Source organism: Alkalihalobacillus sp. FSL W8-0930 (assembly GCA_037965595.1).
Classification (GTDB): Bacteria; Bacillota; Bacilli; order Bacillales; family Bacillaceae_D; genus Alkalicoccobacillus.
Genome location: CP150183.1, coordinates 2,692,397 through 2,714,760 on the forward strand (window position 1 = coordinate 2,692,397; position 22,364 = coordinate 2,714,760).

The following is a 22,364-nucleotide window of genomic DNA, read 5'->3' on the forward strand; positions in this document are numbered from 1 at the left end:
CCAAACAAAAAAAGCTTCCTGCCATTAAGACAAGAAGCGTTTTAGTCATTTAGTTTTGCATGATAAAGTCTTTTTCAGCGGATTCTTCCTCGTCAAACACACGAACAATATCATAAGCGGTTGTACGTTGTGCAGGAATTTTACCGGCTTCACGAATTAAACGAAGAGTTAAATTCGTATTTACTTTGTGAGTTGTATTGGCAGCTGATACCACGTTCTCTTCCATCATGGTTGAACCAAAATCGTTACACCCAAAATGAAGTGATTGCTTGCCGACTTCTGGACCCATGGTTACCCATGAAGACTGGAAGTTAGGAATGTTATCTAAGAAGATGCGAGAAATTGCTACATTCTTCAGATAGTCTTCTTTTGTCAATTTCTTCAATCGACGTAAACCGGTATTCTCAGGCTGAAGCAACCAAGAAATAAAGGCTGTGAAGCATTCCGTTTCATCTTGAGCATCTCTCACGCGTTGCAGATGCAAGGCACGCTCTTCAAACGATTCTCCGAAACCAATAACCATAGTAGCCGATCCAAACATACCAACCTTCTTGCTTGCCTTCATCGCATCCATCCACTGTTCCCAAGTAACCTTTAAGCGACTAACACGCAGTCTCGTTTCTTCAGTAAGAATTTCAGCTCCACCACCTGGCATACTATCAAGCCCAGCCGCATGAAGCTCACGAAGAACTTCCTCAACTGACAAGTCAGATACCTCAGCAATTTTCCAGATTTCAGCAGGAGAGAAAGAATGCATCCAAATATCAGGAAAACGTTCTTTAATTCCTTTTAACAGATTCGTATAATAATCAAGCTTTAAGTTAGGATTGGTTCCACCCTGCATTAGAATTTCTGTTCCACCTACATCAAGAGTTTCTTGAATTTTAGAGAAGATCACTTCATCATCAAGAACATACCCTTCTTTTGAATTAGGCGGACGATAAAATGCACAAAAACTGCAATATGTATCACAGAAATTCGTATAGTTTACATTTCGTCCGATGACAAATGTTGTAACGGGCTCAGGGTGCCATTTTTTCATAATCGTATCAGCGGCTTTCCCTAGCTTTTCAAGGTCATCACTCTCATATAATTTTACAGCGTCCTCCATGGAAATACGTTCTCCATTGACGGCGCGTTCAAGTATTTCATCAACGCTCATGTTGTAACCCCCATCACCTTTTAAAGGATAATTTCATCGTATCATAGATAAATAGAAACTTCCAATTGACGAACTTACATAAAAACGGAGAAGCAACGTTAGCTTCTCCGATTCTCCCCTTTAATCATAATAGGCTCTGTATAGTGCTTGATGCGCTCCATAATACGCATAGCTTTGAGCTCTTCTGTACCACCTTTGTCTGAATACGCAAGATGGCGTTCCAACTCATCATAATCATAGTTCGAAGTAAAAAGAGTAGGGAGCTTTTCAAGCATCCGGTGCTGCAAAATAGCACCTAGTACATCATCTCTCGTCCAGCTTGAAGTCGTTTCTGCTCCAATATCATCTAATATTAATACTTGTGCTTTTTTAACAGCTTCAAGCTTTTCTTGAAACGAACCATCAGAGATCGATTGGCGCATCTCTCGAAAGAAATCAGGGGCGAAAATAATAAATGTTTCGATACCACGGTCTTTTAATTCATTCGCAACCGCACCCATCAAGTAGGTTTTCCCAACGCCAAATTTGCCGTATAAGTATAATCCATTCCCATCTTCTCCAGGTTTTGCATTCATCGCAAATTGAAGAGCTGCGCGGCTTGCTTCCATTCGATCCGTTCCGTGCTCTAATTGCTCAAAGCTAGCCGAAAGAATTTCTTTTGGAATATAAAGAGATTGAATCAGTGTTTGTTCCTGCTTTTGCTTTTCAGCCTGAACCTTTAGGCTACAGGCATGATACCTAAGCTCCAGATGCTTACGATCTACATAAAGCTCAGGCTGATACCCTTGCATTAAGTTCGGACAACGTGTGAGCCCTGGACAGTTATCACAGTTCTCTCTCTCTTTTTTGTACTCATAAAGCTTATTAAGCCCCGTTTGAACCATCTCACTTGTCACATTTGGATGCTCGTCTAAAAATTGAATAATGTATGGACTTTTGAGCAAAGCATCCTTCGCACGATCCAATCGTTTTTGAAGCTCATCATTTCCGTCCCATTTGGAAAGCGCTGTGTCTATACGTTCCACAATTATCCTCCCTTCTGTTGTTTTGATCGTCTTAATTCTTCAAGCATACTCTCAAAGCTTTGTTTTGATTGTTGCTCTGTATCATTCGACTGTTTGGTTTTTGTTTCACTTGCCGAAGCCGTTTCCGCTTTTGCTTGCTCTTGGGATTGCTTTTCTTCAAGTAGCCATTTCGGAAGCTTGTCTTTCTTGCGATTTCGTTTCCCTTGTTGCTTTTGTGTGGAATATGAATCGGTGGCTTCCGCTTTGTTTTGTTTCTCTTGCTTTGCCAGTTGCATTGCTTCATGTACAAGCTTTACTTTTTTCCTCGACCAATGACCCGCAATCTTATGGACAAGTGGTTTGGAAAGCTTCATATCATATTGATATAATACGTAGTCCAATAAAACATTGGCAACACCAGGTAACAATTGATAATCAAGAATCAACCCTTCTACAATCTTCGCATCAGCTGGTGCAACCTGGGCACCCTCAGAGCGTAGTTCAAGAAGTCTTAGTGGCGAAGTCTCTTCGTAAAAGAGAATCGTCTTCTCTTCATCTGTTGTTGGTTCCTTCTGATTCATTGTACGCTCATTCATCGGCTGTGTTCTCAGACCAAGTCCAGGTGGATTACTTCCATACTCCAAGCGGTACCAGTCCTGTGCTTTTTTTCTTAACAATTCCAAATCAACTCGTTCATCTGGTCCGACTGCTTGTGAGACAATCTTACTCATTTCAAGCGGATCCACACGATAAACAAAAGCCAGTCGAATCACCGTTTCTTCGACTTCCTTTGTGATCGCCTGTTCGGGAACCACAAAGCTTGAGAGTGCATTTTTCATGAGCTCCAGGTCAAAGTCTTCAAAAGAAAAGCCTTGTTTATCATGTCGGGAAAGAATCGTTTTATTTGTATAGTTCGTCAGTGCTTCCCCTGTTTCAGATCGTAAGTTTGAAACCATCTCAGAGTGATGTAATGATGTATACACTTCATCAAATGAATAGGTTAACTCTGTATACTCAGATGTCGGAACCGCATCTACTGAAAAGCGGTTACGTAATTCTCTAAATTGGGTTTTCCCTAATCGATTAAAAAGATACACACTAAGTACATCATTTTCAAAAAATTGTTTAGGTGTCATAGGTGGTTGTAGTTCATAAAGATACCGACTCTCTGAATCACCCTTTTGTTTATAGCTTTTAAGTAGTCCGATTCCTTCTAGCTTTTTACGTTCTTCAAAGATCTCTGCTAGTGAGAGCTCTGTCATTAACATAAGCTGCCGATGCGTTTGCTCGGAGCTTACCCATTGATCTCTTTCTAAATGTGCCCATAAGGTTGTATATAAACCGTTTGCTACCGTGCCTATTAACGGTTGATAGAGTAATACCATTACTTTTTGATCCATATCAGTTAAATAATCAGCCGTTCGAACGGTATATCTATCAACAGGAAGCAGCTCTCTCCAGTGCCAGCTCAACGTAGTGCCCCCCTTGTTTCTTCAATCGTGCTCATAGTGTAACACGTTCCCTCTTTTTCTGCGCCTCATAAATCTGGCAAAGCAGGAAATTAGACTAATGGAATATTCAAGTTAAATAGAGTGTAAAACACGAACGGCAAATGATTCAGTCTACGAATCATTTGCCTTCTTTAAACCATGTTTAGTTGTCCGTCTATAAGTCAGTGAAAATAGTAAATGTCTTACTCCTTGTTCATTAAATCCGTTAATTCTTTAATGAACACATTAATATCTTTAAATTGGCGATAGACGGAAGCAAAGCGTACGTACGCCACATCATCAATGTCGGCCAGTCTTTCCATTACTAATTCTCCAACGTCTTGACTCAGCATTTCGTTCTTCCCAGATCCTCTTAAATCTCTTTCCACATTGTTTACAACGTTCTCTAATGTTTCAAGGGGAACCGGTCGTTTTTCACATGCACGAATAAGTCCTCTTAAAATTTTGTCTCGACTGAACTCTTGGCGCGTCCCGTCCTTTTTTACAACAATTAATGGAACCTCTTCAACCGTTTCAAAGGTTGTAAATCGGTTTCCACACGATTCACATTCTCTTCGTCTCCGGATTGAACGAGCTTCATCACTTGGCCTAGAATCCAGTACCCTTGTACCATTAAAATGGCATGTGGGACATCGCATGTAATCATCTCCAACCTTACACAAGTCAAGTCTTCTTTCTACCATTTATTTTATAAAAAAAGACGGGCGCTGACAAGCGGTTATAATAGTTGCTCCCCTAAGCCAGACCCGATATATATAAGTTGTTTATCCAATTTCGTATACATTGACTCAAGCATGCGTTTGCTTTTTCCAAAATCCGATGGCAAGACCGTATTATATGAGCATGAAAAATCCACCGCTGTTTTAAATGGTCTTACCGTAATCACAGACGCTACAAGCAAGAACTTCTGCCCGGATGACTGCTCAATAATGATTTCTCCACGTTCTCGTTCCGTTCGTTTTAAATTGTAGCCAGACTCTTTTACAACGGCTTCGATTGCTTCAATAACCTTATCTTTGTTTCCTTTGTAATATCTAGTCTGAAGCGATTCATTGCTGTGTTTTTCCCCAGTCTCAGCGTGACTTCTCGTTAAAAAATGCCAGGTCTCTTTTAATCCCATATGAACCCCTCTTTCTCTACAAAAATCAGTAAGCGTTATCATTAGTATAAACTAAAAAAGCGAATCTGCCAAAAGGCAAATTCACTTTCCTACATACGTTGTAATTAATTAGATTCAACAGCCACTTTTTTAGGCTGAACTGGTCCCATACCTCGAGGCACTTCAATGACTTCGCTAGATGTTGAATGAAGTTCCTGAGCTATATAATTGGAAGCCAGGTGCGGATCTAAATCTCCACAGGTATATACATCTATACTCGCATAGCCGTGCTCAGGAAAACTGTGAATTGTTAAGTGAGATTCTGAAATAATAACTACTCCACTCACTCCATGAGGGGCAAACTTATGAAAAGCTACCTCTCTTACTTCAGCTCCTGCTTTTAACGCGGCATCAACAAAAACCTGTTCAATAAAGTCCATATTATTCAACTTTTCTACATTACAACCCCATAGTTCTGCAATAACATGCCGACCCATTGTGTCCATAAGTTGAATCCCCCTTTACAGTATTAATCATGCCTTTCCAAGCATGCAGTACCACCTATACACACGGGGGAAAGTTAGTCCGATGAGGTCCTAACCCTTTCTGTGTAGAGATCATACCTTGTTTGCCGCTCACGGCTCACGACAACAAGTATACTGTTTTTCAGATACCAATGCAATAGACTCAAATAAGAAACTTGTCATTAATTGCGAGTACACTCGTTTATACGGTTATTTCTTTTTTTAGGCGAGAAGCAACGTAATTCATCAAATCAACCACTCGACATGAGTATCCCCATTCATTGTCATACCAAGCAAGAACCTTTAATTGACGACTGCCTTGAACACTAGTAGATAACCCGTCAATGACAGACGACTGTTCTTCCCCATTAAAATCAATGGAAACAAGCGGCTCATCTGTAATCCCAAGTATCCCGGAAAGCTCGGAGCTTGCCGCTTTCCTAAATGCCGTGTTCACCATCTCTGCTGTCACATCTGACTTCAATTGAACAACTAGATCTACGAGCGACACATTTGGTGTTGGAACTCGTAATGCCATCCCGTGAAGCTTCCCCTCAAGCTGAGGCAGCACCTTAGATATCGCTTTTGCTGCTCCAGTGGAGGTAGGTATGATGGATTGGCCACAGGATCTGGCTCTACGCAAATCTTTATGAGGGTTATCAATATTTTTCTGGTCATTTGTGTAAGAATGTACGGTTGTCATCATTCCGCTCTCAATTCCAAATGTTTGATCAAGAACTTTTGCAACCGGTGCCAAACAATTTGTTGTGCAAGAAGCATTTGAAATAATATGGTGATGCTCAGCCTGATATTCGTGTTCGTTCACACCCATGACAATCGTGATATCTTCATCCTTTGCAGGTGCTGTAATTAGTACTTTTTTTGCTCCTGCTTGTAAGTGGTAACCTGCTGTCTCTTTTGTTTTAAATTTCCCTGTTGCTTCAATGACAATATCAATCTCTAGCTCCTGCCACGGAAGATTTATTGGATCTCTTGACTGTAATAGCCTAATTTCATGACCATCTACATATAACTGACCATCCTGAACATCCACTGACAGAGGAAATATTCCATGTACACTATCATATTTGATCAGATGTGCAAGCGTCTCAGCCGGATACGTTGCATTAATAGCTACCACACGAACCTTGTGATCAAGCATAGCCTTACGAAAGACCATTCGTCCAATACGTCCAAACCCGTTGATCGCTACTTTTGTTTTCATCATGATCCCACCCTTTATAATGTTATACTTTATGATCGATTATGTTATATAGTATAACACATTAACGTTAAATGCGAATGATTTTCTTAAATATAATAAAAAAACCTACTAAAAATCAGCGATACTGATCTTTAGTAGGTCATAATTATAAATTCCATAACTTTACTATACGATGCACTTCATCTTTCGTGTCTTCCTTGGTGCCATGATTATGAATGACTCCATCTGCCCGTTCTACTTTCTCATCAATCGGCATTTGAGCATTGATCCGTGATCGGGCTTGTTCCATTCCCGCTTGATCACGGGACATTAATCGTTCAAGCTGAAGCCCTGGTTCAACATAAACTAATAGAACTTTATCCACCAGATGAAATAACTCACTTTCATATAAAAGGGGAATATCCATGACGACATGCTCATGCCCTTGCCTCAGATAAGCCTCCGCTTTCGACACTAACTCAGATCTCACCACAGGATGAACAATGGCATTTAGCTTCAAACGCATGCTCTCATTTGAAAAGATCCGTTCACCAAGCATTGCACGGTTAATGGAGCCATCTTCATTTAGAATGTCACGTCCAAATGTCTGGACTACCTGATGATAAGCTGCACCGTCGATCTCCATTACTTCTCTTGCAATCACATCGGCGTCTACGACAGGAATCCCTTCCTGACGTATCATCGCTGCAACAGTTGATTTTCCCGTCGCAATGCCGCCGGTTAGTCCAATAATCATTAGTTCCTCCTTACATCTTCCAAATCCCTATAATAATGAGTAGAACTCCAGGAATAAAAGCGAGTCGATTGATCCAAGATATACTCGCAAAACGAAATCCACTTTTCATGCCGAGCATGAGAAAGAAGCCACTCATAAATGCAACGCAGACTGCAAGAAGCCAAGGTGCGTACCCTAGTAACGCCGCTCCAACACCTGCTCCAAATGCATCAAGCGATAAAGCTGCCCCTAGTAAGAGTGCTTCCCTTCCTGTAATAGCACCTGATTGATCCATATCTGCTTTTAAAGGCTCTCTTAACACATGAATCACAAATCCAAAGATTCGCAGTTGAAAACTAAATGGATGTTCTTTTTTCTTCCGCACCGGCTTTGGTTTCTTTTTAGCTGGAGCATACACCTGCCATAGCGTGAACAATCCGATTGCGATAAGTAAAATAGCCCCAATTGCTTCCGCTACATCCTGTGACAGATAAAGAACAATTGTTTTTCCGAGTGCCATTGCGATCAGAATGGATGCCCCCGAACAACACGCAATAAATAGCAGAGACACAAAGGGAATTTTCATTTTACGAAGTCCGTATGTCAACCCTACCCCGTAGCTATCAAGACTTAGGGCGAATGCAAGCACAACTAATGCAACAAAACCAGACATGAATAGAAGCTCCTTTCTTTAGGCGATCATGTTTTAGCATATGAAAGGAGCTTATTCAATGTACCTTTAGTTCACTTGACATGTTGGACAATAATGAGTACCCCGTCCTCCAACAACAATTCGAATAATGGTGTCATCACAGTGTTTGCACGGTTCATTTTTACGACCGTAAACTTCAAGCGTTTGTTGAAACATGCCCATTTCTCCCTGGCCATTTACATAGGACTTTATGGAGCTGCCCCCAAGCTTAACGGCTTCTGATAATGTTTCAACAATACTATGGTGGAGCCGCTTAAATTCTTCATCCGTCAAGGTGTGGGCAAGCCGTTCAGGATGAATACGGGCTCTGAACAACGCTTCGTCTACGTAGATATTTCCAAGACCAACGACCGTTTTTTGATCTAAGAGAAACGGTTTTATCTTACGTGTTGTCTTCCGACTTGCGTTCGTGAGCAATTCAATTGTAAATGCATCATCGAATGGCTCTACTCCAAGCTGAATTAAAGGCATTGTTTCTTCTTCTTTTCCCTTTTCAAAAAGGTGCATCGTTCCAAACTTACGAACATCCTGATATCTCAGCTCTGTCCCGTCAGAGAAGCCAAATGTCACATGGGTATGAGGAACTGGCTCGTCCTCTTCTTTATACACTCCATACCTTCCTTCCATACGAAGGTGAGAGACCATCACTAGATCGTCGAGATCAAAAAGCAAGAACTTCCCTCTTCTTCTCATGGAATGGATCGTTTGTCCCTTTATTTCAGTTGTAAACTCCGCCGGATCGGCAGGTCGTTTAATAATGTTTGGCCACGCAATCTCAACCGACTGAATGGTCTTTCCTACAACCAATTCTTCGAGTGTTCGTTTGACTGTTTCTACTTCAGGTAATTCCGGCATGTATCATACGCATCCTTTACTTTATTCACTCTATTTTGCTTCGTACCACGTATCGCCAACCGAAACATCCGCCTTAAGAGGTACATTTAATTCCAAAGCGGCTTCCATCACCTCTGGTACGATTTTTTTCATTTGTTCGAGCTCTTCCTCTGGCACTTCAAAAATCAATTCATCATGCACTTGCAACAGCATCCGACTTTTTAATTGTTCGGATTCAAGACGTTCGGCCATGTCGATCATTGCTTTCTTAATAATGTCTGCAGCTGTACCTTGAATCGGTGTGTTCATTGCCGTTCGTTCAGCAAAGCTTCGTAAGTTAAAGTTGCGGCTTACGAGCTCAGGTAAATAACGTCTCCGTTGCATTAACGTTGAGACATACCCTTTTTCACGAGCATCTTCAACGACATTTGACATATACGCCTTCACATTAGGATAACTCTCCAAGTAACGTTCAATAAATTCAGCCGCTTCCTTACGGGTGATGTTTAAGCTTTGAGATAATCCATAATCACTAATACCATACACAATTCCAAAGTTTACAGCCTTAGAGCTTCTCCGCATATCTGATGTAACCTCAGACTCACCTACATGAAAGACGTCCATTGCTGTTTTTGTATGGATGTCCATATCATTTCTGAACGCCTCCATTAAGCCCTGATCTTCTGAAATGTGAGCAAGAACCCGCAGCTCAATTTGAGAATAATCCGCAGCTAGGATCGACCAGCCAGGTTCAGACGGAATAAAGGCTTTACGAATTGTCCGTCCCTCTTCTAATCGAATCGGAATGTTTTGCAGGTTTGGGTCCGTCGAGCTTAGTCGTCCAGTTTGTGTGAGTGCTTGATTGTAACGAGTGTGAATACGTCCCGTACTTTCATCAACAACCTTAAGTAGCCCTTCAATGTAGGTTGAATAAAGCTTACCTAACTGACGATACAGTAGAATATGCTCAATGATTTTATGTTCACCGGCAAGCTTCTCTAGAACGTCTGCAGATGTGGAATACCCCGTTTTTGTTTTCTTGACTGGCGGTAAACCTAATGTCTCAAACAGCACTTCACCAAGCTGCTTAGGTGAATTAATATTAAAGCTTGTCCCCGCTAAATCATGGATCGTTTCCTCAAGTGTTTTTAACCGTTCTGATAAATCTTCACCCATTTGTTTAAGCTGAGATGAATCAACCTTGATTCCCGTTGTTTCCATTCGTCCAAGCACAACAGACAAAGGCATTTCCAGATCAAAAAAGAGTTCAGATTGATTGTTCTCTTCAAGCTCTTTCTCTAAGTCCTCTTTTAAATTGAAGATAGCCGAAGCTTTACGTCCTAAATGATCTTTTAAGGCATCTTCTTCAGGAACACGTTGTTTAGCTCCCTTTCCATATACCGTCTCATCATCGTGAACAATCGATAAGCCTTTACGCTGAGCAATATCACTCATGCCATGAGAGGAAACAGATGGATCAAGTAAATAAGAAGCAATTAACAAATCAAACTCAACACCATCAAGTTCGATATCCTGCCACCCGAGTGCGACCACTGTTCGTTTTGCATCAAATACCCATTTTTTCTTCGCTTCATCCTTAGCCCATTCAACAAACAGCTCTGAATCGATCGCTACTGTCGTCGGGATAAAAAAGGTTCCATTTTCATTTGTAACAGCAAAGCCTTCAATTGGTGCGTGATGATAATGATCACCAAGAACCTCTGCCACTAGAGCTGCCGGACTAGCGAGGTGCTCTTCCGTTACTTCTTGCACAAGTTTAATGTCCATTTCACTTAGTTCTTCTGAAGGTGTCTCCCCGTTTTCATTTGGAAGTCGATTCAAAAGGGAAGAGAAGTCCAGATCCTTAAAGAAGGCCGACACTTCTGCTACCTCGTAGTCACCAAAGGCTAGGTCGTCAATTCCTAGATCAACTGGTACTTCTGTATAAATCGTAGCAAGTTTTTTACTCATTAAGGCTTGCTCACGGTGCTCAACAAGACGTTCTTTCATTTTCTTACCTGAAACCTGGTCAACAGAATCAAGAACCGTCTCAACAGAACCAAATTCTTTTAATAGCTTCAGTGCTGTTTTCTCACCGATTCCTGGGACACCAGGAATATTATCCGAGGAATCACCCATTAATCCTTTTAGATCAATAATCTGCTTAGCAGAAATCCCATATTTTTCATCTATGGCCTGAGGATCATATCGATCCATATTGGTGATCCCTTTTTTCGTTAAATGTACTTCAACTTTATCTGTAACAAGCTGAAGTAAATCCTTATCTCCAGAGATCACTTTCACATTCCAGCCTTCTTGCTCGGCTCGACTGGCAAGCGTTCCAATAATATCATCCGCTTCATAATCAGTCGCTTCATGACGTTTAATGCCATACGTATCAAGAAGCTGACGAATAAATGGAAGCTGTTCTGACAGCTCTGGTGGTGTTTTTTGTCTTGTTCCTTTATATTCTGAAAAGGTCTTATGACGGAACGTTGATTTTCCAGCATCAAAAGCTACCAACATATGCGTTGGCTTTTCGTCCTCGAGTATCTTTAAAAGCATCGTTGTGAAACCGTACACCGCATTTGTATATATTCCTTTATCATTCGACAAAAGCGGTAACGCAAAAAAAGCTCGGTACGCAATACTATTTCCATCAATTAAGATTAGTTTCTTCATATGGGTCCGCCTCATTTCTCTGGTTATCCTTCTAACAATTGTACCATAGGCAAACTTAAATAGAAAAAGTCGAGAAATGAAGACACAAAAAGAGGACGAAAGCATAAGGGGGAGCTTTCGTCCTTCAAGGGGGTGAACAATATCATCCAGCCAGGGTTAGTGGGACTGGAATTATCATTCGTGGTAGACCGTTCACTTATTGAGTATAAGGATAAGCTGTTAAACGGTCATAAAGGCATTGTAAATGTTTTGTAAAGATTAAAAGATTTCTTCTTGTTGCTCTTTTGGAAAAACAAGTGTAAAAACAGTGCCTTCCCCTTGCTTACTTTTTACTTGTATACTTGCATGATGCGCCTCCGCTAAGTGTTTCACAATCGCTAGACCTAGACCGGTTCCACCGGAATTACGGCTTCGCGCTCGGTCCACACGGTAAAAGCGCTCAAATACTCGAGGAATCTCTGTTTCTTCCATACCAATCCCTGTATCCGACACCTTTAGTTCAACAGACCCCTGTTTCCCCTTCACACTCACTTTCACTTCGCCGTTCGCAGGAGTGTACATGATTGCATTGTTTATAATGTTAATCAGAATTTGCTTCATACGTTCGGGGTCCCCATGCATCGTTGAATCCCCTGTGGTTTCTAGCGATAAGTTAATTTCTTTCGCTACAGCCTTTTCAGATAGCATGGTCACAACCTCTTCAGCGATTTGCTCGAGTGTCATGTTTGTCCAGTGAACCTGAAAATTAGAGCGTTCCACTTTAGACAGCTCGAGTAAATCGTGAATTAAGCTCTGTAACCTCTCACTTTCTTTTAAAATGATCTTCAAGAATTTCTCTCGTAACTCTTCTTGATCCATGGCTCCATCTAGCAATGTCTCAGAGAACCCTTTAATCGACGTAATCGGGGTTTTCAGCTCATGCGACACATTCGCTACAAAGTCTTTACGAATTTGTTCAAGCTTCTTCTGTTCAGTAATATCATGTAAGACAAGTGTCATTCCTCTCATCTTACCCGATGCATCTAATACCGGCGCTCCATATACATCATACACTTTCGCCATATATGGTTCGCCAAGTGTCAGCTGATCTCTCTGTTTTGTCTCTGTAATAAATACCGATTGAATGAATTGAACCAACCCGGACTCGTCCATCACGTCATGATACAGTCGATTTAACCATGCTTGATCTTCAACCTGGAAAATCATCCGACTTGCTTTATTCATAACAGAAATGTCACCACGAACATTAATGAGAAGTAACCCGCTTCCCATGTTCTCGATGAGTGTTTCCATTCGTTCTTGTTGTGCTTGATGACGTTTTGAAATGTAATCTAAATTATAAGCTAACATATTAAGCGACCTGCTTAGCTGACCGATTTCTGCATGCTGATTTTCGAAGGTGCGTGCAGAATAGTCCCCTTTAGCTAATCGTTTCGCCACCTTAACTGATTCATCAATCGGCTTCATCATCTCTTTTGTCACTCTAAAAGCTAAGAAAGAAATAAGTGAAACCGCAATAAAAAAGCTCGCTCCAATAATCAACCAAATTGTTCGATCAACAGAGTTTAAATCCTCCATTGGTAACCCTAATCGAAAATACCCTACCTTGGCATTTGAGTCGTCGTATATTGGTACAGCATAATAAAGAAGCTCTTGATCTAATGTTTGGCTATAACGTATTTCAAACCCATCTTCATCTAAATCTGCCTCCCGAATTTCAGGTCGATCCAGATGGTTATCTAAAGGCTGTCCCGTTTCCGCTGATTCACCTAATACCTGTCCTTCTAGATCGATAATGGTTACACGGGCAAGAACGCGCTCGCTTATAATTTCTGCTAACTGATCCAAATTAGAGTCTAACGTTTGATCCCCTCTAAGTTCTTGAACCATGTATGAGCCTAATTGTGCCTCACTCTCTAGCCTTTCGGTGATTGTTTTTAAATAAAAGTCCTTATACCATTGTCCTATCGTCAGTCCAAGCCCAGACATGACAATGAGTGTAATTAACGTAACGGTAGAAATTAAACGAAAACGCAGCTTATGCATCTAGCAACGGTTCTTCCATTTTGTACCCTAGACCACGGATGGTTTTAATATAAACGGGTTTCTTTGTATTTGGTTCGATTTTCTCTCGTAAGTGGCTGATGTGGACATCTACAATTCGAGTATCCCCTACAAATTCATAATCCCATACCGCATTTAGCAACTGATCTCGTGTGAGTACTCGACCTTTATGATTCGCAAGATATAATAGCAGTTCAAATTCTTTTGGTGTCAGTGATAATGCCTGTCCTCTGCAGTTCACTTCATAATTTTCCGGAAAGATGTCAACCTCTCCAATTCGAATCATTTCAGAAACGTCTTCAGTAGACTGCGGCTGCTGATTCGCTTGTGCCGCTCTTCGCAAAATCGCACGTATTCTTGCCACTACCTCTCTCGGACTAAACGGCTTTGTCATATAATCATCCGCACCCAGTTCAAGGCCTAATACCTTATCAAATTCATCGTCCTTTGCCGTTAGCATAAGGATAGGTGTTTGCACTTTGCTGATGCGGAGTTGTTTACACACATCGATTCCATCCATTTCGGGTAGCATTAAATCGAGCACGATTAGATCAAATGGCTGTTGTTTTGCTAATTCGAGCCCTTCTGCACCGTCTTTCGCTGTTTCAACTTCATACCCTGCCTGTTCAAGATTAAATTGGAGTAACGTTACAATTGATTCCTCGTCGTCTACTACTAAAAGTCGTTTTCCCATAAAGGATACCCTACACTCCTTACATTTTAATTGAACAGTCTTTTCTCTCTATTTACATGTAGTATAACAAATTTTATCCAAACTTTTGCGATAATCTTTACATAAGTTAATAAATGCTTCGATGAGCTTACTAGAATCTTAGAGACTCGGTCTCATTAAAATCGAAGTTTGGAGCACCATATCCGCTACCGGAATGGCTGGCACGCTTTCCTAGGGAAGGCGCTGAACTAAATTGGCTACGCCAATTCATTTCACCTCTGCCTTTTCGTCCCTTAGGAGTCGGCCGGCCATTCCGTCCACTCGGTTTGTTTCTTGCACAATCAGGTTTAAGCAACGAACTAGTTTAGCGTTCTTTATGCCGCTACCAGAATAGCCGGCACGCTTTCCTAGGGAAGGCGCTGAACTAAATTGGCTGTCGCCAATTCATTTCACCTCTGCCTTTTCGTCCCTTAGGAGTCGGCCGGCTATTCTGTTCGCTGTTTTGTTTCTTTGAATACAATTAAGACACACTTTATCAAGTTGTAAGAATCGAGATATTTGCCAAATCATTTAGTCCATTGTGAAAACAATATTAATATTTATCTATAGGGTGCTCTTGTTTAGGTCTCCGTTTCTAATGGCATTTGATACACCCCAGTAGATAAAGCGAAATATAGCGGTGTTTAGGCATAAAATCCAAAAGTATTCAAAAGCACTGTAATTCGGAACACTGATTAAAATGGAGTTTATAAATACTAAGCTTAGAGAAAAATACTCTATCACAGTGTCTTTAAACCCAATGTTCTTATACAATACTTTTGTTTTCGTAAAGTTAAAAACGTCTTTCAATTCTTTTGTACGATACCCTTTAATAGCTCCGAGACTGATAACATAAATTCCTAAAGCAGGTCCATAATCAATACTTACTATCCAGGTCAATGCGCAATACAATAAAGTAAATAGAATGAGAACTATTATCTATCTCTCCTCGTAATATTAGTCGGTCGAGCACGTAACGTTAATCATGCTTACCAGAAATCATTCATTACATTTAGATAACCTTCTACATATATGTACTACAAATTCGATAATTAGAATCGTAATCCTGTATCATTTTTTAGGTATTTATTTTTTATTGTCTATAACAATGATCTTATAAATTATTATCACTAATTAGCGGACGGAATGGTCGGCCGACTCTAAGGGATGTAAGGGCAGGGTTGAAATAAACTGGTGTATGCCAGGTTAGTTCAACGCCCTCCCTAGGAAAGCGTGCCGACCATTCAGGGAGCGGCATTAAAAGCACCAAATTAAAATCACAAATGTTATTCTAAACCTTAAGTATTAAGATCAGCGCTTTCAGTTGCTAGCTTTTTTCTCTTTTGATAAGAATGGTTCACTCACATACACCACCAACTAGCGGACGGAATGGTCGGCCGACTCCTAAGGGATCTAAGGGCAGGGTTGAAATGAACTGGCGCATGCCAGGTTAGTTCAACGCCCTCCCTAGGAAAGCGTGCCGGCCATTCAGGGAGCGGCAGCGGTATATAGTCTCTCATTCCGATTCTAGTGTTCTAACGATATGCATTTGCAAAAAAACAAGCCACACAAAAGCGTGGCTTGTTTCTTTTTATCCAGATTATTCGTTTGGCAGAGCTTCCATTACATTACGTACGGAATCTGCTGAGCGATCTAATTGGTTTTTCTCTTCTTCTGTTAGGTCTAGCTCGATGATCTTCTCAATTCCGTCTCCACCGAGAATCGTTGGAACTCCTAGGTATAGATCGTCGTAACCGTACTCTCCTTCAAGATAAGCAATCGTTGGTAACACACGCTTCTTATCTTTTAGGATTGCTTCAACCATTTGAGTCAGAGAAGCAGCCGGAGCGTAGTATGCACTACCATTCCCAAGTAATCCGACAATCTCTCCGCCACCTTTACGAGTACGCTCAACGATTTCGCTGATACGTTCCTCAGAAAGTAGGCTTTGAAGGGGAACGCCACCTGCTGCCGAATAACGAATTAACGGCACCATGTCGTCTCCATGACCACCAAGCACAAATCCAGTAATGTCTTCTACAGAGATGTTTAATTCCTCTGCAATAAATGTACGGAAGCGTGCTGTGTCAAGCACACCGGATTGACCGATAACACGGTTTTTTGGGAACCCAGATTCCTTATAAACCGTATATGTCATCGCATCAGCCGGATTCGTAAGCACGATGATATAGCAATTAGGTGAGTGTTTCACAACTTCTTTTGTCACAGATTTCATGATACCGGCATTTGTGCTAACAAGATCATCACGACTCATGCCCGGCTTACGAGCGATGCCGGCTGTAATGACAACCACATCGGAGTCTTTAGTATCTTCATAGCTTGATGTACCGGTAATCTTTGCATCTGTCCCTTGAACTGGCGTTGATTCAAACATATCTAACGCTTTCCCTTTAGTTGGTCCTTCCATGTTTGGAATATCAACAAGAACCACATCTCCCAGCTCTTTTTGAGCAACCATCAAGGCGGTTGTAGCTCCTGTGAAGCCACCTCCAACTACTGAGATCTTTCTGCGTTTAATAGCCATTTGCTGTTCACTCCTTTAATCAATATCATCTGACTCTCTACAAACTTATGAGAGGTTTTTGATTAGTTCATCTGCAAAGCCTGAGCATGAAACCTCAGTTGCACCATCCATCAGTCTAGCGAAGTCATACGTTACAACTTTACTAGCGATGGTTTTGTCCATAGAGTTCATGATAAGATCAGCAGCTTCGTTCCAGTTTAGGTGGCGAAGTAAAAGCTCACCTGATAATAGAACAGAAGATGGATTCACTTTATCAAGCCCAGCATATTTAGGAGCTGTACCGTGAGTTGCTTCAAAGATAGCATGTCCAGTGTCATAGTTGATGTTAGCTCCTGGAGCGATACCAATTCCACCAACTTGTGCAGCTAGTGCATCAGAGATATAGTCTCCGTTTAAGTTCATTGTTGCTACAACATCAAATTCTTTTGGACGAGTAAGGATTTGTTGTAAGAAGATATCAGCAATTGAGTCTTTTACAACAATCTTACCTGCAGCTTCAGCTTCAGATTGTGCTTTATCTGCAGCTTCTCTTCCTTCTGCTTCTACGATCTTGTCATATTGAGCCCATGTAAATACTTTATCACCGTACTCACGTTCAGCAAGCTCGTAACCCCACGTTTTAAACGCGCCTTCAGTGAACTTCATAATGTTTCCTTTATGAACAAGCGTTACACTCTTACGTCCTTCAGTTAGAGCATAATCAATAGCTGCACGAACTAAGCGCTCCGTTCCTTCTTTAGAAACAGGCTTGATTCCGATTCCTGATGTTTCAGGGAAACGAATTTTCTTTGCGCCCATTTCGTTTTTCAAGAATTCGATCAGCTTTTTCACTTCATCTGATCCTTCTTGATACTCAATTCCAGCGTAGATATCTTCAGAGTTTTCACGGAAAATGACCATGTCTACTTCTTCTGGACGTTTAACTGGAGAAGGTACCCCGTCAAAATAACGAACTGGACGTAAGCAAGTATAAAGATCAAGCTCTTGTCTAAGTGCTACGTTTAAAGAACGAATTCCGCCACCAACTGGAGTCGTTAGAGGTCCTTTAATTGCAATTAGATATTCACGAACGGCATCAAGCGTTTCTTCTGGTAGCCAGCTACCTGTTTCGTTAAACGCTTTTTCACCTGCTAAAATTTCTTTCCATACAATTTTCTTTTCGCCGTTATATGCTTTTTCAACTGCAGCGTCTAATACACGAGAAGCTGCTGCCCAGATATCGGGACCAATTCCATCTCCTTCGATATAAGGGATAATCGGCTCATTAGGTACATCCAACACACCATTGTTTACTTTAATAATCTCTCCACTAGACATAATATAGACCTCCTGAAAAGTTTTGACCGATGCATTGATCGGACATACTGAAAATTATATGTACTAGGAGGGGTTCCCCTCCTGTAACACCTTGATTAACGTTGCTCTAAAGGAACAAATTCTTGCTTACCAGGTCCAACATATTCAGCTCTTGGACGAATTAAACGGTTATTTGCATATTGTTCAAGAATATGAGCTGTCCATCCTGATGTGCGACTAATCGCAAAAATTGGAGTAAACAAATCATGATCGATTCCTAAACTATGATAAACACTCGCAGAATAAAAGTCTACATTTGGAAGAAGACCTTTTTCATTGGTTACGAGTTCCTCGATACGTACAGACATATCATACCACTTTGTTTCTCCAGTTGTGTCTGTTAATTGCTTAGACATATCGCGCAGGAACTTCGCGCGCGGGTCACCGTTTTTATAAACACGATGTCCAAATCCCATGATCTTTTCTTTGTTATCAAATGCATTCTTAATATATGACTCTACTTGATTAACATCGCCAATCTCTGAAAGCATTTTCATAACTGCTTCATTTGCTCCTCCATGAAGAGGGCCTTTAAGAGCACCGATTGCTGCAGTCACACCAGAATAAACATCTGATAACGTCGCAACACAGACGCGAGCAGTAAAGGTTGATGCATTTAACTCATGATCAGCATGAAGTACAAGGGCTTTGTTAAACGCAGTGACTTCAAGATCATTTGGTTCCTCTCCTTTAAGCATATAAAGGAAGTTAGCAGCAAAGCTTAAATCCTTATTTGGCTTAACAGGCTCCTTACCTTGGCGAATTCTAGAAAACGCTGTCACAATCGTTGGAATTTGAGCCTGGATGCGTAACGCTTTTGCACGATTTGCTTCTTCTTCCATCTTATCAGCATCAGGGTCAAACAATCCAAGTGTTGAAATAGCTGTACGTAAAACAGCCATTGGATGAACCTGATCTAATGGTAAGGATTTTAATTGATCAATCACTTGTTCAGGCACTTCTGCATGATGAGCAAGTTCATTGGTGAAATCTTTTAGTTCATCTTGATTTGGTAATCGACCGTTCCAAAGAATATAAACAACTTCTTCGAAACTAGCATGTTCAGTCAAATCGTTAATGTCATAGCCTTGATACGTTAGAACATCATCAATAATTGAACTTACACTAGACGTTGTAGCTACAATACCTTCTAAACCTTTTGTAGTAGTCACGCAGATCTCCCCTTTTTAATCAAACTTTAATGTACTAAAAAGTAAATGCTTTCATTTCAGTTTTCAGAGATACCATTACTAATTGAAATGTGGCTCTTTCGTTCTCAATTATCTTACCTTGCCTGTCATCAATGCTCAATAAAAGCGACTTCATTTTTTATGAAGCTGACGGTTACATAGACGTTATCCGCCAAGATTCATAAAAAATGTGACCGCCTTCATTGTTAGATACGCAGCACCGGCCCCTATTAATGGACCTACTGCTACTCCGTTTAGAACAGCAACAGCAAAGATGGTTCCAATGACAAGTGCTACTGTGATATGAGGGTCATTTTGTAAGAGATCTATTCCATTTGCAGCAATAAGTGCAACGAGTACACCTGAGCCAAGCGCAATCCAAGCGTAGGATGACTTAGCAGCCTCAGCAAGATGTTTAAAACCAATGTCACCCGTTACGATGGGTGTTAATACAGCAATCGTAATAACGGTTACACCAATGTTTAAGCCTTTTTGCTGAAGAAGCGGGAATAGCTTATCTCCAAGCCCAATCCATTTCACAACGAGCAGAAATACAACAGCAATCAAGAGCGATTGATTTCTCGCCACGATTGCAATCCCCATTAGAATCAACATAAACAAGGTGGCATGAGAAATCAAAGTATTGACCCAACTTTCCTCTTAGCAATTCATAGTTATCATATCATAGTTTAATTCATTCCGCTATATCTGTCGATTGGAGCAGAATCTGCCAACCAAAGTAAGAATATTATACATTTATCGACGTGGCCTAACAATAATTTGTCCTTTTTGAAAAAGATGATACATCCACTTTACCGCTAACGCCTTAACAGCAGCTCTTGAGAAGGGAAGGAACAGTAAAAGACCAAGAAGATCTGTAAAGAATCCCGGAAGAAACAGACATAACGCACCAAGAAAGATACAAATTCCATCTAACACGGCTCCAGTTGGTGGTTGGCCACTTCTTGCCTGCATTTTCATAAGTCGTACAGCTTGTAATCCTTCTTTCCTGGCAAGTAGGATCCCAAGGATACTCGTCACAATCATTAAAGCGATCGTGGCCCAGATGCCAACCCATTGAACCATAAAATAAATCCCAGCAATCTCTATCGCGGGAACAACAACCGCTAGTGCAATAATATATTTTTTCATGCTAAAACTCCTCAAATTTAAAAATGGAGATAAAAAAACTGGAGAAGGAAATCCTTCTCCAGCATTTATTATAGTACACTCGCGTGACCTCTGTAAATGTCACCGCGTGCTCCATCAACCGTGACCTCTTCACCATCAACGAATAGTTTTAAAGCTCCTTCCACACCTACAATAACTGGTGTAGCAAGATTTAGTCCAACGACCGCCGCATGAGACGTTAAGCCGCCTTCTTCTGTAATAACCGCTGCTGCTTTTTCAAAGGCAGGGATCATATCTTTGTCTGTGCTGTAGGTAACAAGGATTGCACCTTCAACCATTTTTTCGTTTGCTTCTGCTGCTGTAGTCGCAACAACAACTTTTCCAGATGCAGAACGGCGACCGATTCCTTGTCCTTTTGCAACGACTTCACCGATAATGTGAACCTTAAGTAGGTTTGTCGTACCAGGCTCACCAACCGGAACACCTGCTGAGATAACAACAAGATCACCTTGATTGATGCGTCCAGACTTTCTAGCGCGTTCTACCGTTGATTCTAGCATTTCATCTGTTGTTCCAGCTCTTTCACCTAGAAGCGGCTCTACACCCCATACTAGATTCAACTTGCGATACTCACGTTCATTGCCAGTAACCGCTAAGATTGGAGATTTCGGACGATATTTAGAAGCAATTCGAGCTGTATAACCACTTTCAGTAGCTGTTAAGATAGCTGCTGCGTTTAGTGATTCAGCAGTGAATACCACTGATTGTCCAACTGCACTTGTAATAGATGGCTTGGCTTCTTTTGTTTTTCTTCTTAAGATCGCTTCGTAGTTTAGAGCTTTCTCTGTTCTTGTTGCAATATTGTGCATCGTCTGAACAGCTTCAACAGGATAGTCCCCAGCTGCCGTTTCACCCGATAGCATGATTGCATCCGTACCATCAAAGATCGCATTCGCCACGTCACTTGCTTCTGCACGAGTCGGACGAGGGTTACGTTGCATAGAATCAAGCATTTGAGTAGCCGTAATAACAGGCTTCGCAACAGCGTTACATTTTTTGATTAGCATTTTTTGTACAAGTGGTACCTCTTCTGCTGGAATTTCAACACCAAGGTCTCCACGAGCAACCATTAAGCCGTCAGATACTTCAAGGATTTCGTCGATATTATCGACACCCTCTTGGTTTTCAATCTTAGGGATGATCCCGATTGAATGTGCATCATTTTGCTCTAGTAATTCACGGATTTCTAGTACATCGGATGCTCTGCGTACGAAAGAGGCAGCAACAAAGTCAACATTCTGCTCAATACCAAATTTAATATCTGCAGCATCCTTATCTGTAATTCCAGGTAAGTCTACACTTACATTTGGAACGTTACAGCCTTTTTTGTTTTTAAGTACTCCGTTGTTCAGTACTTTAGTTTTGATTTCATCTTGACCAATTTCCATTACTTCAAGACCAATTAGCCCGTCATCTAATAAGATGGTAGAGCCTGGCTCTACATCATTTACAAGACCTGGATATGTAATCGAGATCTTTTCGCAGTTTCCGACTACTTCTTTCATGGAAACGATTAACTCTTGACCTGCTTTTAATTCTGCCACTCCACCTTCAAGTGTTTGAGTGCGGATTTCTGGACCTTTTGTGTCTAAAAGAATTGCAACTGTTTTACCTGTTTTCTTTGAAGCTTCACGGATGTTAAGAATGCGAGCACCGTGCTCTTCAAAATCTCCGTGAGAGAAATTTAATCTAGCCACATTCATTCCTGCTTCGATCAGCTGAACCAGCTGTTCTACTGATTCACTTGCAGGTCCTATTGTACATACGATCTTTGTTTTACGCATAAATTCCTCCTGAGTGATTAGATGTCTTACTTTTTAATACAAATTAAAAATTCC

At 41.0% G+C, this 22,364-nt stretch carries 19 protein-coding genes; all 19 read right to left on the reverse strand.

Annotated elements, in window-relative coordinates:
* Positions 1-49 precede the first annotated feature (49 nt).
* Positions 50-1,162, reverse strand: a complete 1,113-nt coding sequence (mqnC, locus tag NSQ54_14315) for a cyclic dehypoxanthinyl futalosine synthase (GenBank protein ID WYP25483.1) — start codon at positions 1,160-1,162, stop codon at positions 50-52.
* A 98-nt stretch (positions 1,163-1,260) separates the two neighbouring features.
* Positions 1,261-2,187 carry a primosomal protein DnaI gene (dnaI, locus tag NSQ54_14320; protein ID WYP25484.1) on the reverse strand — a complete coding sequence of 309 codons (927 nt, stop codon included), beginning with the start codon at positions 2,185-2,187 and terminating at the stop codon, positions 1,261-1,263.
* 2 nt (positions 2,188-2,189) lie between these two features.
* Positions 2,190-3,638, reverse strand: coding sequence for a helicase DnaB (locus NSQ54_14325; GenBank protein WYP25485.1), 1,449 nt, complete (start codon positions 3,636-3,638; stop codon positions 2,190-2,192).
* Between the two features lie 221 nt (positions 3,639-3,859).
* Positions 3,860-4,315, reverse strand: a complete 456-nt coding sequence (gene nrdR, locus NSQ54_14330) for a transcriptional regulator NrdR (protein WYP25486.1) — start codon at positions 4,313-4,315, stop codon at positions 3,860-3,862.
* An 80-nt stretch (positions 4,316-4,395) separates the two neighbouring features.
* A complete protein-coding gene (locus NSQ54_14335) occupies positions 4,396-4,797 on the reverse strand; it encodes a DUF1499 domain-containing protein (protein ID WYP25487.1) in 402 nt (133 codons plus the stop codon).
* Positions 4,798-4,901: 104 nt separating this feature from the next.
* Complete coding sequence (gene speD / locus NSQ54_14340) at positions 4,902-5,282, reverse strand: adenosylmethionine decarboxylase (protein WYP25488.1); 381 nt, start codon at positions 5,280-5,282, stop codon at positions 4,902-4,904.
* A gap of 220 nt (positions 5,283-5,502) precedes the next feature.
* Positions 5,503-6,525: a glyceraldehyde-3-phosphate dehydrogenase gene (locus tag NSQ54_14345; GenBank protein WYP25489.1), complete on the reverse strand. Its 1,023-nt coding sequence runs from the start codon at positions 6,523-6,525 to the stop codon at positions 5,503-5,505.
* Between the two features lie 145 nt (positions 6,526-6,670).
* Positions 6,671-7,261: a dephospho-CoA kinase gene (gene coaE, locus NSQ54_14350; GenBank protein ID WYP25490.1), complete on the reverse strand. Its 591-nt coding sequence runs from the start codon at positions 7,259-7,261 to the stop codon at positions 6,671-6,673.
* Between the two features lie 10 nt (positions 7,262-7,271).
* Positions 7,272-7,913, reverse strand: coding sequence for a sporulation membrane protein YtaF (ytaF, locus tag NSQ54_14355; protein WYP25491.1), 642 nt, complete (start codon positions 7,911-7,913; stop codon positions 7,272-7,274).
* Between the two features lie 66 nt (positions 7,914-7,979).
* The gene (gene mutM, locus NSQ54_14360; GenBank protein ID WYP25492.1) at positions 7,980-8,807 is read right to left on the reverse strand and encodes a DNA-formamidopyrimidine glycosylase; all 828 of its coding nucleotides are present in this window, start codon (positions 8,805-8,807) and stop codon (positions 7,980-7,982) included.
* Between the two features lie 30 nt (positions 8,808-8,837).
* Positions 8,838-11,468, reverse strand: a complete 2,631-nt coding sequence (gene polA, locus NSQ54_14365; protein WYP25493.1) for a DNA polymerase I — start codon at positions 11,466-11,468, stop codon at positions 8,838-8,840.
* Positions 11,469-11,726: 258 nt separating this feature from the next.
* Positions 11,727-13,514 (reverse strand): ATP-binding protein, encoded by a 1,788-nt coding sequence (locus NSQ54_14370; GenBank protein WYP25494.1) that lies wholly within the window; start codon positions 13,512-13,514, stop codon positions 11,727-11,729.
* A complete protein-coding gene (locus NSQ54_14375; protein ID WYP25495.1) occupies positions 13,507-14,226 on the reverse strand; it encodes a response regulator transcription factor in 720 nt (239 codons plus the stop codon). Before NSQ54_14375 ends, NSQ54_14370 begins: the two co-directional genes overlap by 8 nt.
* Before the next feature lie 1,618 nt (positions 14,227-15,844).
* Positions 15,845-16,789, reverse strand: coding sequence for a malate dehydrogenase (gene mdh / locus NSQ54_14380; GenBank protein WYP25496.1), 945 nt, complete (start codon positions 16,787-16,789; stop codon positions 15,845-15,847).
* Positions 16,790-16,834: 45 nt separating this feature from the next.
* Positions 16,835-18,106, reverse strand: a complete 1,272-nt coding sequence (icd, locus tag NSQ54_14385) for an NADP-dependent isocitrate dehydrogenase (protein WYP25497.1) — start codon at positions 18,104-18,106, stop codon at positions 16,835-16,837.
* A gap of 95 nt (positions 18,107-18,201) precedes the next feature.
* Positions 18,202-19,317: a citrate synthase gene (gene citZ, locus NSQ54_14390; protein ID WYP25498.1), complete on the reverse strand. Its 1,116-nt coding sequence runs from the start codon at positions 19,315-19,317 to the stop codon at positions 18,202-18,204.
* Between the two features lie 183 nt (positions 19,318-19,500).
* Positions 19,501-19,974 (reverse strand): DUF441 domain-containing protein, encoded by a 474-nt coding sequence (locus NSQ54_14395; protein ID WYP25499.1) that lies wholly within the window; start codon positions 19,972-19,974, stop codon positions 19,501-19,503.
* Positions 19,975-20,091: 117 nt separating this feature from the next.
* Positions 20,092-20,487, reverse strand: a complete 396-nt coding sequence (locus tag NSQ54_14400) for an FxsA family protein (GenBank protein WYP25500.1) — start codon at positions 20,485-20,487, stop codon at positions 20,092-20,094.
* Between the two features lie 68 nt (positions 20,488-20,555).
* The gene (gene pyk / locus NSQ54_14405) at positions 20,556-22,310 is read right to left on the reverse strand and encodes a pyruvate kinase (GenBank protein ID WYP25501.1); all 1,755 of its coding nucleotides are present in this window, start codon (positions 22,308-22,310) and stop codon (positions 20,556-20,558) included.
* Positions 22,311-22,364: the final 54 nt, after the last annotated feature.

Coding starts and splice junctions, on each gene's coding strand:
- mqnC (WYP25483.1), bottom strand. CDS start 1,162: ATGAGCGTTGATGAAATACTTGAACGCGCCGTCAATGGAGAACGTATT.
- nrdR (WYP25486.1), bottom strand. CDS start 4,315: ATGCGATGTCCCACATGCCATTTTAATGGTACAAGGGTACTGGATTCT.
- NSQ54_14335 (WYP25487.1), bottom strand. CDS start 4,797: ATGGGATTAAAAGAGACCTGGCATTTTTTAACGAGAAGTCACGCTGAG.
- speD (WYP25488.1), bottom strand. CDS start 5,282: ATGGACACAATGGGTCGGCATGTTATTGCAGAACTATGGGGTTGTAAT.
- NSQ54_14345 (WYP25489.1), bottom strand. CDS start 6,525: ATGAAAACAAAAGTAGCGATCAACGGGTTTGGACGTATTGGACGAATG.
- coaE (WYP25490.1), bottom strand. CDS start 7,261: ATGATTATTGGACTAACCGGCGGCATTGCGACGGGAAAATCAACTGTT.
- ytaF (WYP25491.1), bottom strand. CDS start 7,913: ATGTCTGGTTTTGTTGCATTAGTTGTGCTTGCATTCGCCCTAAGTCTT.
- mutM (WYP25492.1), bottom strand. CDS start 8,807: ATGCCGGAATTACCTGAAGTAGAAACAGTCAAACGAACACTCGAAGAA.
- polA (WYP25493.1), bottom strand. CDS start 11,468: ATGAAGAAACTAATCTTAATTGATGGAAATAGTATTGCGTACCGAGCT.
- NSQ54_14370 (WYP25494.1), bottom strand. CDS start 13,514: ATGCATAAGCTGCGTTTTCGTTTAATTTCTACCGTTACGTTAATTACA.
- NSQ54_14375 (WYP25495.1), bottom strand. CDS start 14,226: ATGGGAAAACGACTTTTAGTAGTAGACGACGAGGAATCAATTGTAACG.
- mdh (WYP25496.1), bottom strand. CDS start 16,789: ATGGCTATTAAACGCAGAAAGATCTCAGTAGTTGGAGGTGGCTTCACA.
- icd (WYP25497.1), bottom strand. CDS start 18,106: ATGTCTAGTGGAGAGATTATTAAAGTAAACAATGGTGTGTTGGATGTA.
- NSQ54_14400 (WYP25500.1), bottom strand. CDS start 20,487: ATGAAAAAATATATTATTGCACTAGCGGTTGTTGTTCCCGCGATAGAG.
- pyk (WYP25501.1), bottom strand. CDS start 22,310: ATGCGTAAAACAAAGATCGTATGTACAATAGGACCTGCAAGTGAATCA.